Here is a 13,036-nt window from a genome sequence, read left to right as displayed (position 1 = left end):
ACGGATGCCCGGCTTCCGCGTCACCGAACGCTCGATGGCCACCCACACGCTGGCCAACCTGCAGGTAAACCTGCAGCGCAACCAGGACCTGCAGAACCAGCTCTCCAGCGGCAAGCTGATCTCCAAGGCGTCCGACTCACCGGGCGGCGCGGTCATCGCCATGCAGACCCGCAGCGACATGACCGCGCTGAACCAGTACTCGCGCAACGCCGACGACGGGATGGGCTGGCTGAGCATGGCCGACACCGCGCTGACCAGCGCCTCGACGCAGCTCAACCGGGCCCGCGAGCTGGTGCTCACCGGGCTGTCCAGCGGCACCTCCGGCAATGCCCAGGGCCGCGAGGCGATCGCGCAGGAGGTTGACAACCTGCGCAGCTCGATGATCGACCTGGCCAACACCACGTACCTGGACCGGCCGATCTTCGGCGGTACCACCTCAGGCAACATCGCCTTCGACGGCACCGGCGCCTACCAGGGCGACAACGGCCAGGTGAACCGCACCGTCGGCAGCAACGCCTCGGTGCGCGTCGACACCAGCGCCGACGAGGTCTTCGGCTCCGGCACCGCCAACGTCTTCAACCTGCTCCAGCGGGTCGCCGACGACCTGCGTAACAACCCGTCGGCGCTGCAGAACGACATGGCCGACGTCGACACGGCGCAGAAACGGGTGCAGACCGGACTTTCCGGCGTCGGATCCCGATACAATCAGGTCTCGCAGATGCAGCAGGCCGCGGACAACCGGGTCCTCGACCTGACCAGCCAGCTGTCCGACGTCGAGGACATCGACCTGCCCAAGACCATCACCGAGCTGTCCCTGCAGCAGACCGCCTATCAGGCCGCGCTGGCCGCGACCGCCAGGGTGATCCAGCCGTCGCTGGTGGACTTCCTGCGGTAGGCAAAGGCACAGCCGACCAGTCATCGTGAGGAAATCCATGAGCGTCGCGACCGTTGGTAGTCCGGACACGACCACGTTGCCGGTCATCGACTTCGTGGCCCCGATGCCGGGCTTCCCCGACGAGCGGCGTTTCGTGCTCGTCCGCCTCGACGATGCCGGCGTGCTCTACGCGCTGACGTCGGTGGACGCGCCAGGGTTGCGTTTTTTGGTGGTACCGCCGGCGCAGTTCTTCCCGGACTATGCGCCCGAGATCGACGACGAGACGCTGGCGGCGCTCGGCGTCACCGATCAGGCCGATCTGCTGGTGCTGCTGGTGGTCACCGCCGGCGAGACCGGGGCCGAGGACGCCACCGCCAACCTCATGGCCCCGATCGTGCTCGACCAGAACAGCCGCCGGGCCGTGCAGCTCGTCCTGAGCCACAGCGGCCTCCCCGTGCGCCAGCGTTTCCTCGTCGCCTGAACGGGGTGGCGGGGCGCCTTCCCGCCCGGGCGGGCCGACAAATCGGGTACTGTTCGCCTATCGCCCAGCGAAGGAGCGGCTCGTGCTCGTCCTGACCCGACGTCCGGGGGAAAGCGTGATGGTCGGTGACGACGTCGTCGTCACCGTGCTCGACGTCCGCGGCGACGTGGTGCGGCTGGGCATCAAGGCACCCCGCAGCATCCAGGTGCACCGCGAAGAGGTCTACCGCGAGCTGCAGAAGGCCAACCGCGAGGCCGCCTCGCCCAGCGACGTGGCCGTGCGGGCCCTGAGCCGCATGCTGCGGACCGAAAGCAAGTAGCGGCGGCGGGGGTACCCCGGCGCGAAACCCGACTTCTCAGGACGTCACCGCCATTGCCGATAGGCCGGTCGGGACGCCTCGAGAAGGGCACGCCGATGACCGCACCGCGCACCTGGTCGAGAAACCGGCCGATCGCCGTCGCGTTCACCGATGTCGAGCGGAAGCTGCCGGCCGTCGTGCGCGCCGGGGACGCCGCCACGCGTTCCAACGGAATCGCCTCGACGCTCACCGCCGCCCCGCCGGCCTGGCCGGGCAGATGAACGCCCTGGGCGCACCGGATCGGTGGCTGCGGATCGCGCCGTTCATGGCGGTGACCGCGCTGTCGTTCGCCGTCGCCTGGCTGCCGCCCCGCGTCCACCCCACCGCCCTGCTGCTGGCCGTTTTCCTGGTGGCGGTACTGCTGGTGCTGGTCGCCGTCGTGCCGTGGCCCCGCCTGCCCGCGTTCCTGGAAACGGTACCGCCGCTGGGCTTCTTCGGCGTCGTGCTGCTGCTCAACGTCGGCGCCGACGGCGGACCGGCCGGCTACGCGCCGCTCGCGCTGCTGCCGGTGCTGTGGCTCGGCCTGTACCACGGCCGGGCCGCCACCGCGGCGGGCGTGGCCCTGATGGCCGCCGTCTTCGCCGTGCCGGTGGTGCTCGACGCCGACCTCCGGCACGCCGAATGGCGCCGCGGCGTGCTCGTCATCGCCGTCGGCGTGCTCATGGCCACCGCCGTGCAGAGCTCGACCGCCCGCTCACGCGCGGCCGCTCGCGGTGCCCGCCGCGAGCGTGACTTCAACCAGGCGATCCTCGACTCGACCGGGTTCCTGGTCATCGTGCTCGACGCGGCCGGGCGGGTCACCGCGTTCAACCGCCGCTGCGAGGAGCTCACCGGCCTGCGCGCCGAGGACGTGGTCGGCCGGCCGTACCACACCCTCGGACTGTCCACCCTGGACGGTCAACGGCTGCGGGCGGACTTCGGCGGCCTGCTCGCCGCGTCGTTCCCCAACTCCGCCGAGCGCGACTGGACCGTCCCCGGCGGCCGGCGCCGGATCGCCTGGACCAACGCCGCGCTCGCCGGCGACGACGGCCGGGTCACCCACGTCATCGGCACCGGCATCGACGTCACCGAGCAGCGGCGCACCGAGCGCCTCTTCGCCGACGTCCTGGCCGCCGCGACCGAGCAGGCCATCATCGGCGTCGACCGGCAAGGCACCGTCACGGTGTTCAACGCCGGGGCGGAGCGCCTGCTCGGCTACCGCGCCGCCGACGTCGTCGGCACCGCGAGCCTGGCCCGCTTCCACGCCCCCGGCGAGCCCCCGGTGGAAACGGTCTTCGCCCCCGCCCGCGCCGGCGACACCGAGGCGCGCGAGTGTGTCTACGCTCGGCGGGACGGCACGCGGGTGCCGGTCGCCCGCACGGTCAGCGTGATCCGCGACGAGTCGGGGGAGGCCACCGGCTACCTCTGCGTGGCCCGCGACGTGACCCGCGAGCGCCGCACCGTCGAGGCCATGCGCCACGCCCTGGACCGCGAGCGCGACGCCGCCGCCCGCCTGCGCGAGCTGGACAAGGTCCGCGCCGACCTGGTGGCCACGGTCTCGCACGAGCTACGCACCCTGCTCACCAGCATCCTGGGCAACGTGGAGGTCATCGTCGACGGCGACGCGGGCCCGGTCGCCCCGCCGCAGGCCCGCCTGCTGGCCGCGGTGGAGCGCAACGCCCGCCGCCTCCTGGCCCTGATCGAGGACCTGCTGATGCTGTCCCGCATCGAGGCCGGCGCCGTGAAGGTCAACGCCCGCCCGGTCCAGATCCGCGCCGTGGTCGCCGGCGCCCTGGAGGCCCTGCAAGCCGTGCGCGCCCGCCGCGCCGTACACCTGGACGTGGACCTCCCGGAGGATCCACTGTTCGTGGAGGGCGACCGCGCCCAACTCGAACGCGTGGTCATCAACCTGCTGGACAACGCCCTGAAGTTCACGCCACCGGGCGGCCGCGCCCGGCTGAGCGCAGACTTGGACGGCGAGCAGGTCCGCCTGACGATCGCGGACACCGGCATGGGCATCCCGGAGGCCGAGATCGACCAGATCTTCGAGCAGTTCTTCCGCTCGAGCCGCTCCCACGAACGCCAGAGCCAGGGCACCGGCCTAGGCCTGGCCATCACCAAGACCATCATCGAACGCCACGGCGGCCGCATCTGGGCCACCCCGGCCCGCGGCCAGGGCACGGTCGTCACCTGCCTCCTGCCACACTCCGGCCATTCCCCAACCACCGGCTGAGCCAGCACAATTGCACTCATGGCCAGCCCGAAATGGCGCACTGCCGTGATCGTTACGCTGATGGCGGTGAGTGGGGCCGTCGCCGTCGTGCTCGGCCTCAGCAGCCCATCCGTCGGCACGGTGACGGTGACGAACCCCGATGGCTCCCTGGTGGGCCAGGCCCACACCGCGTACTCCCCGTGGTGGTTCGTCTGGCAGGCGGCGCTCTTTGCCGTCGTGTTGCTGGCGATCGTGTCCACGGTCGCTTATCTCAACCACAGGTTCGCGCTGACGAGGCAGTTACTGCGAATCATGGCGGTCATCGGCCTGGTCGCCGCCGTCGTGCCAGGGCTGCTGGCGTTCACCGCTTATCAGCTGGCCCGCGACGGCGGCGACTGATCGCGGGCGGCCATCTCTTCGGGGGACATCCGGCTGATCTTCTTGCCGGCCTCCGTCTCGACGAGGGTGACCGCTCCGATCCAGGTGACATCGTCCGGATACTCCCAGGTCGCGGGGTCGGCGAGCAGCCCCGGAAGATCGCGCCGCGGTGACGCCTCCACCCCCGGTCGCTACGGGGTCGGCTGCCCTTGCACGGCCGGCGCCGCACTCCGCGGAGCACTGCGCAGCGACCGGAAGTCTCCGCGATCATGCACTACCCGCCACCGACACCAACGGTTTTTCATGATCACGGAGCGCTGATGTACCCCTGTGTACCGAAAGTCTCCGGGATCATGGCAAACCCGTGGTGCGGCCACGGCGGGCATCATGATCACGGAGACATACGTCCGCCGACGGCGAGGGGACTGCGGCCACCTGATTCCGCGCGGCCTGTTCGGCGGCCACCCGGAACCACACGGCAGTCGCGCCCACGAGTGGACAGAGCGCCTTGCTGAGGAGCGCGCTCGGGACGAAGACGGCGGCGGCCGCACCCGGGGTGAGCCGGGCGCGACCGCCGCCGTGTGTCGCTGGAGTCAGGCGGCCAGGTCGTACTGGTAGAGGTTGTATTTCGTCATCAGGGCGACGACCTTGGTCGTGTACTGCGGGTCCGTCGCGTAGCCGGCCTTGTGGATTTCGGCGATGAACTGGTTCGGGTTGTTCGTGTAGTTGAAGGCGGCCGCGTAGCGCGGGAGCGACTTCAGGTTCGCGCCGTGGTCGCGGAAAGAGTCCAGCGACGAAGCGTACGAGCGGAACGTGGCCACCGTCGTCGTGCAGGCGCCCTGGGCGTTGCATTCCTGGGTGCTGTACGACGTGCAACCCACCGCATACGAGCCCGGGGCGTTGTTGAAGCATTTCATGCCGAAGAAGTTGCGGTCGTTCGCGGACAACGAACTGCGTCCCCAGCCCGACTCCAGGATGGCCTGCGCCAACGTTACCGACGCCGGGACCTTCGTGTCGCGCTGGCTCTGCTGGGCGGGCGGTACCGAGGCGGCGAGGAACTGCTCGTTGGTCATTGTGCCGGTCGGGCCGGCCGGGACCGCGGCGGGCGGGGCGACGGCGGGTGCGGCCGGGGCAGGGGCCGGCGCGGCGGCGGGGGCCGGCGGCGGGGGCGGGGCGCAGACCGGCAGCTTCGGGTTGCCCGACACGTAGGCGTGGGAGATGTAGTCGCCCAGCAGCGTGCGGTCCCACTGGGCGGTGCGGCGGACATTGCCGCGCAGGTACTGCCCGTTGACCTTGCAGGTGATGGTGACCTTCTGCTTGTTCTTCAGGGTGCGGGTCTTGTCGAACCAGTTGGCGGCGCCGGTACGGGCGGCCAGCGAGCCCTTCACGCGAACGCTGACGACCGCGGCGTCGGCCGGGGCGGCGGCGACCACGAGGGTCGTGGCGGTCGCGGCCAGGGCCAGGGCCGGGGCGAGGACAAACTGCTTGAGGGTGCGCAACATGAATGATCTCCCATGAGGGGTGGGTGGTCCCCTCCAAGGTCGTCATTCCTGGTTGCGCCCCTCGTTCCCCGGCGGGTGCCATGGCGTTGCCGTGGTGCCGGGCGGGCGGCTCAGTTCGTGCCGTACTGCTGCTTGAGCGTCAGATAATCGCCGAGGCCCAGGCCCCGATAGGCGGTCGAGCAGTCGGGCAGGCCGTCGGTCATGGTGAGCGCGCCGTGCTGCGCGAAAGCGACGTGGCCGAGGCCGAACGCGTGGCCGAATTCGTGCGTGATCGTGCCTTCGAGGTCCCACCGGTTGGTGCAATTGGGTGGGGTACTCAGGAAAAAGAGGCCCTCGGCGTCGTCGATGAGAATATCGGTCTCGACGCTTCTTCCGTTGTCTTTGCTGCCGTACCACCAGATGCACGTCACCGCGAGCAGTCCCTGATTGAGCGGGCCGAACGACACGGCGTTGTGGCCGTCGCGGTCGCCGCACCCGCCGGATGGCGTCACGCCGGCGGTGTGGTCGGTCTTGCCGTCGTACGACTCGGAAATTCCCAGATTCTCCGGCAGCCCGCAGTCATTGCGTCCGGTGTCGACGCTCGTGGCGGCGCTGCGCAGCGAATTCACGACGGCGGCGCGATTGCCGAGGTACGCCGGGATGGTCTGCTCGTTGACCCGCCACTTGAACTCGGTTCGCCAGCGCATTCCCAGCCACGTCCCGGAGGGGTCGGTGCAGCGGGCGCCGGCCATGGCCTCCGCGTCCGGCTGCCCGATCGGCGGGCCGGGCACGACGACCGCGAAGCGAGCGGTCTGCAGCATCGCGGGCGGTTCACCGACGAGCCAGGCCGCGCAGAGCAGCAGCGCAACCAGCGCCCGCAGGACTGCCGCCAGACCATGGTCGATCTTTGGCACAGCTTTATTTTGGGCCGCGGTACCCCCCGCGTGGGTGATTTTCGGCAAATGGGCCCGAGACGCCATGGCTCGGTGAATTCCCGTTTGCGCCGCATCGACACCCACCCCGCACCCGCCTGTCGGGTGATCGTCCCCGTCCTCGCCACCTCCCTCGGACAGACCCGGACGGTCACCTTGCGTCATAGTCGAGCTACTGGAAGTACCACTCGGGGGGCTTGATGACGAATCTGATCGCGCGACTCCGCGCCCGCGCGCTGTCCGGCGACCGCGGCGCGGCCACCGTGAACCTCGGCCTGGCCGCGATCCTGCTGGGCGTGACCGCCCTCGCCGCGCTCTCCCTGATCGGCGGCGACCTCGCCACCTGGTAGCCCGGCCGCTACCGATGCCGGCCCGGCCGCCCCTTGCCGCGACGCCCGCCCGTGTCCCGCACATACCCGCCGAGCACGAACATGGCGGCGGTGAGCACCAGCCCGATCAACGCCGTAAGCCCCAGCGGGCGCACCGCCTCGACCTCGGCGGACGTATGTCTCCGCGATCATGATGCCCGCCGTGGCCGCACCACGCGTTTGCCATGATCCCGGAGACTTTCGGTACACGGGGGTACATCAGCGCTCCGTGATCATGAAAAACCGTTGGTGTCGGTGGCGGGTAGTGCATGATCGCGGAGACTTCCGGTCGCTGCGCAGTGCTCCGCGGGGAGCAGGCGTGGGCGGAGTCAGCGGAGTTGGGGGAGGAACCTGCGGCGGGTGAGGGCGGCCACTGTTTCCGCGGCGAGGGCGGCCATGAACAGGGTGATCGCGAGCAGGACGACCCAGGCCAGGACGCTGTACCCGGCGGGCTTTCCGTAGTTGATCCAGTGCAGGGTGAAGGTGGCGACGGCGGAGTACGGGAAGCCGAACGACCAGAACGCGGGGCCGAAGGCCAGCCGGCGGTACAGCGGGATCAGCCGAAGCTGGACGATGACGGTGAGCGCGGTGAAGCCGCCGAGGGCCAGGGCGATGGGGTCGACCCGGCCGTTGGTGATGGCCAGGTAGGCGAGGCCGGCGAGGGCGGGCGGGGCGACCTCGATGGCCAGGGTGGGCGTCAACGCCGCGGGCAGTCGGGGGCGGAACAGCAGCCGGGCCATGATAACGGAGCCGATGAGCAGCCACGACACGGCGCCGAGGCCCATGAACGCGTGGGCGATGCCGATCCAGCCGGCGACGGCGGCGCCGATGGAGGCGATGAGGCCTCCCGCGACGGCGGGCAGGACGTAGCCGGAGTGCAGCCGGTCGAGGTCGAGGTCGCCGGCGATCCACTGGCCGGTCATCCACCCCGCCAGCACGGTGCTGGCGACGGCGAAGACCCCGAACAACCACCTGCCGGCGGCCGGGGCGTGCGGCATCAGGCCGATCGCCAGGAGCATGCCGACGATCGGGATCAGCGACACGAACGGCGCGAGCACCGGATCGGTCAGGTCCCGCCGCCAACCGCCGGGCTGGTGCTGCACCTGCGAGCAGTACCCGGCGACGAGCACCAGCCATACGACGGCGGCGATGAGGAGCAGGACGTCGGCCACCAGCGCGGGTGCCAGCCCCAGTCTGGCGGCGTATGCCCAGCAGTTGGCCAGGCCGGCCAGCGAGAAGGCGATGGCGAACATGTTCGGGGTGATCCCGACCCGGGGCTGGGCTGCCCGCGTGTTCATCCGAGTCCTCCGCCGCGGATACTCGGCGACGGCACGGATGCCGACCGCCTGACAGTCGGCGGACTACCCCGCGAACCCGCACCCATGCCAGGTGCCGTCCGGTTCGGCCGGTGTTGCAACCTGGGCGCCCTATGGTCGCTGGCATGGGCACTCCTTCGTTTCTGAAGACGCGCTCGTTTCCGCTTCCCGGCGATGAGCGGGAGCGGCTCCGGTCGCTGGCCAGTTACGGCATCGTCGCCGGGCCGCCGTTGCCCGATCTGCCGTCCGTGGTGCAGCTCGCCGCGTACATCTGCGGAGTGCCCAACGCGGTGGTCAACATCATCTCGGCGCATCACCAGCATCAGATGGCCGCGTTCGGGTTCAACCCGGACGTCTGCGCGCGCGAGGACTCGATGTGCGCGATCAGCATGGTCCAGCCGGGGACGGTGGTGGTCCGCGACGCGTCGGTCGATCCCCGCTTCGCGGACAACCCGTTCGTCACCGGCGAGCTCGACCGGGTGCGCTTCTACGCCGCCGCGCAGCTGCGTGACCGCGACGGGCACGTGCTGGGCACGCTGTGTGTCTTCGACGACGCGCCGCACGAGCTGACGCCGTCGCAGCGTGAGGGGCTGGAGCGGCTGGCCCGCATGGTGATGGACCTGCTGGAGCTACACCGGCACGGCCGGCTGCTGGAGCAGGCGCTGGACAAGGTGCACCGCACCACCCGGGAGCTGCAGCGCTCCAACGCCTCGCTGCAGCACTTCGCCGGGCAGGTCAGCCACGACCTGAAGAACCCGCTCACCGGCGTCCTCGGGTTCGTGGCCATGCTCGCGGACATCCCGGCGGTCGCCGCCGACCCCGACGGCCGGGAGTGCACGGACCGGGCGCTGTCCTCGGCGACCCGGATGTGGCGGATGATCGAGGACGTCCTCGCGCACGCCTCGGTCGGCGGCCGGCCGTCGTTCACCGACGTGTCGCTGGACACCGTCGCGCGCCAGGTCGTCGAGGACGTGGGCGCGGCGGTCGCCGCCGCCGAGGCGACCGTGGAGGTCGAGCCGCTGCCCACCGTCGTCGGCGACGCCACGCAGCTGCGGGTGCTGATCCAGAACCTGGTGAGCAACTCGCTGAAGTTCCGCCACCGCGGCCGGGCCTGCCGCGTGCGGATCGGCGCGCAGGAGTCGCCGACCGCCTGGACGCTCGTCGTCGCCGACAACGGCGTCGGCATCCCGGCCGAGGACCGGGCGCGGGTGCTGGAGATGTTCACCCGGCTGCGTACCGACGTCGAGGGCTCCGGCATCGGCCTGGCCACCTGCCTGCGCATCGTGGAGGCGCACGACGCCACGCTGGTCGTCGGCGAGACCCCGGGCGGCGGCACGACGATGCGCGTCACGCTGCCCAAGCCGGCCGAGCGGGTCGACCTCGAGCGGGTGAGCTGAGCTCCGGCCCGCCCGCGGGCGCCGCGGTGCAGTACGGGTGCCGACGAGCGCAGGTCAATTGCAGCGTCTTCCTGGCTCCGGCGGCTCGCTGCCACGCTGGTCTGGCACCACATTTGCCCAGGCCACACCGTAGGGAGCCCTTGATGACGATCCGTCTGGTCGCCGTCGACGAACACGTCCTCCTCCGCCTCGGACTCAACCGGGTCGTGGCCACCGTCCCCGACATCACCCTGGTCGGCGAGGCCGGCAGCGCCGCCGACGCCGAGCGGGTCGTCGCCGAGACGCGGGCCGACGTGGTGACGATCGACGCCTCCCTGGCCGACACCGACGGCATCACGCTGGCCCGCCGGCTGCGCGCCGGCAGCCCCGACCTCGGCGTGGTGCTGCTCAGCGCGGTGAGCGACGACAACCTGCTGTACCGGGCGCTGGACGCGGGGCTGTCGGCGTACGTCACCAAGGCCGCCCCGGTCTCCTCCGTCCTCGCCGCGATCCGGCACGCCGCCGTCGCCCCGCACTCGTTCACCGCGCCCGGGCTGTCCTCCGCGCTGTCCCGCCGCCGCGGCCAGACCGGGCTGCTCAGCCAGCGCGAGCAGGAGGTGCTCTCGCTGATGCGCGACGGGCTGAGCCTGCCGACGATCGCCCAGCGCCTCGAGGTGTCCGAGGCGACGGTCAAGACCTACGTGTCCCGGCTGTACAGCAAGCTGCGGGTGAACAACCGCTCCCAGGCGCTCATGGCCGCCGTCAACCAGGGCCTGCTGGTCTCGGTCGACGCGGCCTGAGCATCCGGTCACGCGGGCACGGTCACGCGCTGCGCGTTGGTGGCGTTGCAGTCCCAGATCTGCAGTTGTGTTCCGTCGGTGGTACTGCTGTTCGGCGAGTCCAGGCACCGCCCCGACTGCGGGTTGCGCAGCGCCTGGCTCGCGGACACGTAGGTCCACTGCTGCGCCCCGCTGCCGTTGCAGTCCCACAGCTGCAGCTTCGTGCCGTTGGCCGTGGCGCCCGAGGCGACGTCGAGGCACTTGCCCAGGGCCCGCAGCGTGCCGTCGCCGGGCAGGGTCCACTGCTGCGCGCCGGTGCCGTTGCAGGTCCAGACCTGGATGTGGGTACCGTTGGCGGTGGCGGATCCGCTCACGTCGACGCATTTGCCGAGGTTGACGAACGTCACCGCCCCGGTGTGCGAGCCGCCGCTGCCCCCGCCGGTGAGCAGGAAGCGGTTGTTCGCCGTGTTCCAGTGCGTCGCGAGGTACGACCCGGCCGGCGGGTTGGTGTTGAAGTAGTCGTCCTTGTTGCAGTCCAGCCGGTTGTCCTGGGCCTGGTCGGCGCAGACGACCCGCAGCACGGTGCCCGGCCCGTCGTTGTAGCACATGATGTCGTAGTCGTCGGTGCAGTGGCCGTAGGCGGTGTGGTTCGGCGAGCTGCTCATCACCGCGCCCATGGCGTGCGTCAGCTCGTGCGCCGCCGGCCCGGCCGCCCAGCAGCCCGAGTCGACCCGGCTGTAGCTGGCGCCGGAGTTGTTGGCGTTGTTCTGCCCGGGCTGGTCGTCCAGGGTCACGTAGGCGACGCCGCACAGGGCGGTGGCGTCGACGTACATGAGATACTTGCGGTCGGTGCGGTTGTACCCGAGGCTCTTGATCGCGTTCACCGAGTTGCCGAAGTCGGACAGCGCGCTGTTGGCGATCGAAACGTCGGTCACCGCGATCTGGCAGCTGCTGTCGGTGACGAAGCGGATGTGCCGCACGCCGCCGGTCTGCGCGGCGCTGGCGCTGTAGATGTCGTCGACGCCGGACGTCCAGGTGCGGATCGAGGCCAGGTACTGGCTGTACCGGTCGGCGTTGCCCGAGCCGTGGATGTAGAGCACCTGCACCCGGTTGCCGCTCTGCCCGTCGCCGTCGCACACGATGCTGGCCGCGCTCGCCGCGAGCGACGACAGCGGCGCGACGGACTGCTTGACGTCGAACCCGGCGAACGCGGCGTCGGGCCCGTGGGTGCACGCCCCCGGCACGTTCTTGACCTCGAGCAATCCCTTGCAGCGGCCGGTACCGGCCGTGAAGCCGTCGTAGACGAGCCCCCGCGCCGGATCGTTCGCCGGCACGCCGGCCTCGGCATCGGTCCGCGCGTCGGCCGGCGTGGCGCCCAGCCCGACGGCGAGCAGGAGGGCCGCCGCGGCGGCCAGCACAACACGTTTCATCGACACTCCCGTGGCGGACGGGGTTTGGAGATGCCAGTGTGTGCCAGCTCACGCCCATCGAACAATGTCAAAATAGTAATTGTTTAACTTTGTTCACTGTTTGCACGGGACGTTCGCCGAACAAGCAACCTGCTGTCCCGGCACCCGGCGCCCGGGCCGGACGTATGTCTCCGTGATCATGCTGCCTGCGGTGGCCGCACCACGGGTTTGTCATGATCCCGGAGCTTTTCGGTACACGGGGGTACATCAGCACTCCGTGATCATGAAAAACCGTGGTGTCGGTGCCGGGTTGCGCATGATCGCGGAGAGTTCCGGTCGCTGCGCCGTGCCGCGCGGTGGCAAGGGCGGGTCAGCGGCGGGGGAGGGTGATGCGGACCGCGACGGCCGGGGGTTCGACGGCGGTGACCATCGTGCCGCCGTGGCGGGCGGCGATCTCGCGGCCCAGCATCAGGGCCAGGGCGCCGGTGCGGTACTCGTCCGGCTGCTCCGGATGCGCGATGCGCATGGACAGCAGGCGCTCCGCGGTGAGTCCGGAGCCGGTCGCGACCGACACCACGATCCGCCAGCGGCCGTCGGCGAACGCGGCCTCGACCTCGGCCGGGCCGGCGATCGAGGCGATCTGCACCGCGGTGTGGAAGAGTTCGCGCAGCAGGGCCCGGTCGCCCATCAGCTCGGGCCCGGGTCCGGCCCGTACCGGTACCCCCGGAAACTCGAGCAACTCGGCGATCGGCAGCGGGGCCAGGTCCAGCGGCGCCTCGGCGGTCTCCAGGCGGGTCAGCAGCAGCAGGTCGGCGACGAGCACCTGCATGTGCTCGGCGTTGCGCCGGATCACGCCGAGCGCGGCCTGCCGGTCGGCCGGGGAGAGGCCCATCACCTCGTCGCCCGCCTCCAGCATCGTGGCGAACGTGACGATCGAGGTCAGCGGGGTGCGCAGCTCGTGCGAGGCGACCCGGATGAACTCGGTGCGCAGCTGCGACAGCTCGCTCAGCTGCCGGTGCCGCTCGGCCAGGTCGGGCTCCGCGTTGTCGGCCGGTTCGTCATCCATGCGCACCCGCTCGGTCCTCCGGAAACG

Annotated in this window: 15 protein-coding genes; 9 read left to right on the top strand and 6 right to left on the bottom strand. The window is 70.8% G+C overall.

Annotation, left to right across the window (positions count from 1 at the left end; translation table 11 throughout):
- Nucleotides 1-4 precede the first annotated feature (4 nt).
- From flgL to ACQPXD_RS47640, 6 genes are all read left to right on the top strand, one after another.
- Nucleotides 5-895 (top strand): flagellar hook-associated protein FlgL, encoded by an 891-nt coding sequence (gene flgL / locus ACQPXD_RS47665; protein ID WP_432830347.1) that lies wholly within the window; start codon nucleotides 5-7, stop codon nucleotides 893-895.
- Between the two features lie 37 nt (nucleotides 896-932).
- A complete protein-coding gene (fliW, locus tag ACQPXD_RS47660; RefSeq protein WP_432830345.1) occupies nucleotides 933-1,355 on the top strand; it encodes a flagellar assembly protein FliW in 423 nt (140 codons plus the stop codon).
- A gap of 82 nt (nucleotides 1,356-1,437) precedes the next feature.
- The gene (gene csrA / locus ACQPXD_RS47655; RefSeq protein WP_344614898.1) at nucleotides 1,438-1,674 is read left to right on the top strand and encodes a carbon storage regulator CsrA; all 237 of its coding nucleotides are present in this window, start codon (nucleotides 1,438-1,440) and stop codon (nucleotides 1,672-1,674) included.
- Between the two features lie 95 nt (nucleotides 1,675-1,769).
- The gene (locus ACQPXD_RS47650; protein WP_432830343.1) at nucleotides 1,770-1,934 is read left to right on the top strand and encodes a hypothetical protein; all 165 of its coding nucleotides are present in this window, start codon (nucleotides 1,770-1,772) and stop codon (nucleotides 1,932-1,934) included.
- Entirely contained in the window at nucleotides 1,931-3,925 is a 1,995-nt protein-coding gene (locus ACQPXD_RS47645; protein ID WP_432830341.1) for a PAS domain S-box protein, read from the top strand. The genes ACQPXD_RS47650 and ACQPXD_RS47645 overlap by 4 nt, the downstream gene beginning before the upstream one ends.
- 18 nt (nucleotides 3,926-3,943) lie before the next feature.
- The gene (locus ACQPXD_RS47640) at nucleotides 3,944-4,303 is read left to right on the top strand and encodes a hypothetical protein (protein WP_432830339.1); all 360 of its coding nucleotides are present in this window, start codon (nucleotides 3,944-3,946) and stop codon (nucleotides 4,301-4,303) included.
- On the opposite strand, the gene ACQPXD_RS47635 is transcribed toward ACQPXD_RS47640, so the two are convergent.
- From ACQPXD_RS47635 to ACQPXD_RS47625, 3 genes are all read right to left on the bottom strand, one after another.
- Complete coding sequence (locus ACQPXD_RS47635) at nucleotides 4,276-4,464, bottom strand: hypothetical protein (protein WP_432830337.1); 189 nt, start codon at nucleotides 4,462-4,464, stop codon at nucleotides 4,276-4,278. The two genes, ACQPXD_RS47640 and ACQPXD_RS47635, sit on opposite strands and share 28 nt — an antisense overlap.
- A gap of 411 nt (nucleotides 4,465-4,875) precedes the next feature.
- Nucleotides 4,876-5,784 (bottom strand): sporangiospore maturation cell wall hydrolase GsmA, encoded by a 909-nt coding sequence (gsmA, locus tag ACQPXD_RS47630; RefSeq protein ID WP_432830335.1) that lies wholly within the window; start codon nucleotides 5,782-5,784, stop codon nucleotides 4,876-4,878.
- Between the two features lie 110 nt (nucleotides 5,785-5,894).
- Nucleotides 5,895-6,677 carry a hypothetical protein gene (locus tag ACQPXD_RS47625; protein ID WP_432830333.1) on the bottom strand — a complete coding sequence of 261 codons (783 nt, stop codon included), beginning with the start codon at nucleotides 6,675-6,677 and terminating at the stop codon, nucleotides 5,895-5,897.
- Nucleotides 6,678-6,895: 218 nt separating this feature from the next.
- Between ACQPXD_RS47625 and ACQPXD_RS47620 the strand changes: the two genes are divergently transcribed.
- Complete coding sequence (locus ACQPXD_RS47620; protein ID WP_432830331.1) at nucleotides 6,896-7,045, top strand: hypothetical protein; 150 nt, start codon at nucleotides 6,896-6,898, stop codon at nucleotides 7,043-7,045.
- 347 nt (nucleotides 7,046-7,392) lie between these two features.
- On the opposite strand, the gene ACQPXD_RS47615 is transcribed toward ACQPXD_RS47620, so the two are convergent.
- Nucleotides 7,393-8,361, bottom strand: coding sequence for a hypothetical protein (locus tag ACQPXD_RS47615; RefSeq protein WP_432830329.1), 969 nt, complete (start codon nucleotides 8,359-8,361; stop codon nucleotides 7,393-7,395).
- A 143-nt stretch (nucleotides 8,362-8,504) separates the two neighbouring features.
- On the opposite strand from ACQPXD_RS47615, the gene ACQPXD_RS47610 reads away from it, so the two are divergent.
- On the top strand, nucleotides 8,505-9,776 hold the full coding sequence (locus tag ACQPXD_RS47610) for a GAF domain-containing sensor histidine kinase (RefSeq protein ID WP_432830327.1): 1,272 nt from the start codon (nucleotides 8,505-8,507) through the stop codon (nucleotides 9,774-9,776).
- A 143-nt stretch (nucleotides 9,777-9,919) separates the two neighbouring features.
- Nucleotides 9,920-10,555, top strand: coding sequence for a response regulator transcription factor (locus ACQPXD_RS47605; RefSeq protein WP_432830325.1), 636 nt, complete (start codon nucleotides 9,920-9,922; stop codon nucleotides 10,553-10,555).
- Nucleotides 10,556-10,563: 8 nt separating this feature from the next.
- Here the strand turns inward: ACQPXD_RS47605 and ACQPXD_RS47600 are convergent, their stop codons facing one another.
- A complete protein-coding gene (locus tag ACQPXD_RS47600) occupies nucleotides 10,564-11,964 on the bottom strand; it encodes a ricin-type beta-trefoil lectin domain protein (RefSeq protein WP_432830323.1) in 1,401 nt (466 codons plus the stop codon).
- A 349-nt stretch (nucleotides 11,965-12,313) separates the two neighbouring features.
- Nucleotides 12,314-13,009, bottom strand: a complete 696-nt coding sequence (locus tag ACQPXD_RS47595) for a sensor histidine kinase (RefSeq protein WP_432830321.1) — start codon at nucleotides 13,007-13,009, stop codon at nucleotides 12,314-12,316.
- Nucleotides 13,010-13,036: the final 27 nt, after the last annotated feature.

The sequence above is a fragment of the Dactylosporangium sp. CA-092794 genome, from assembly GCF_050948465.1.
Taxonomy (GTDB): domain Bacteria; phylum Actinomycetota; class Actinomycetes; order Mycobacteriales; family Micromonosporaceae; genus Dactylosporangium.
The sequence above is the reverse complement of the archived record's forward strand: the minus strand, read 5'-3'. Positions and strand labels throughout refer to the sequence as shown.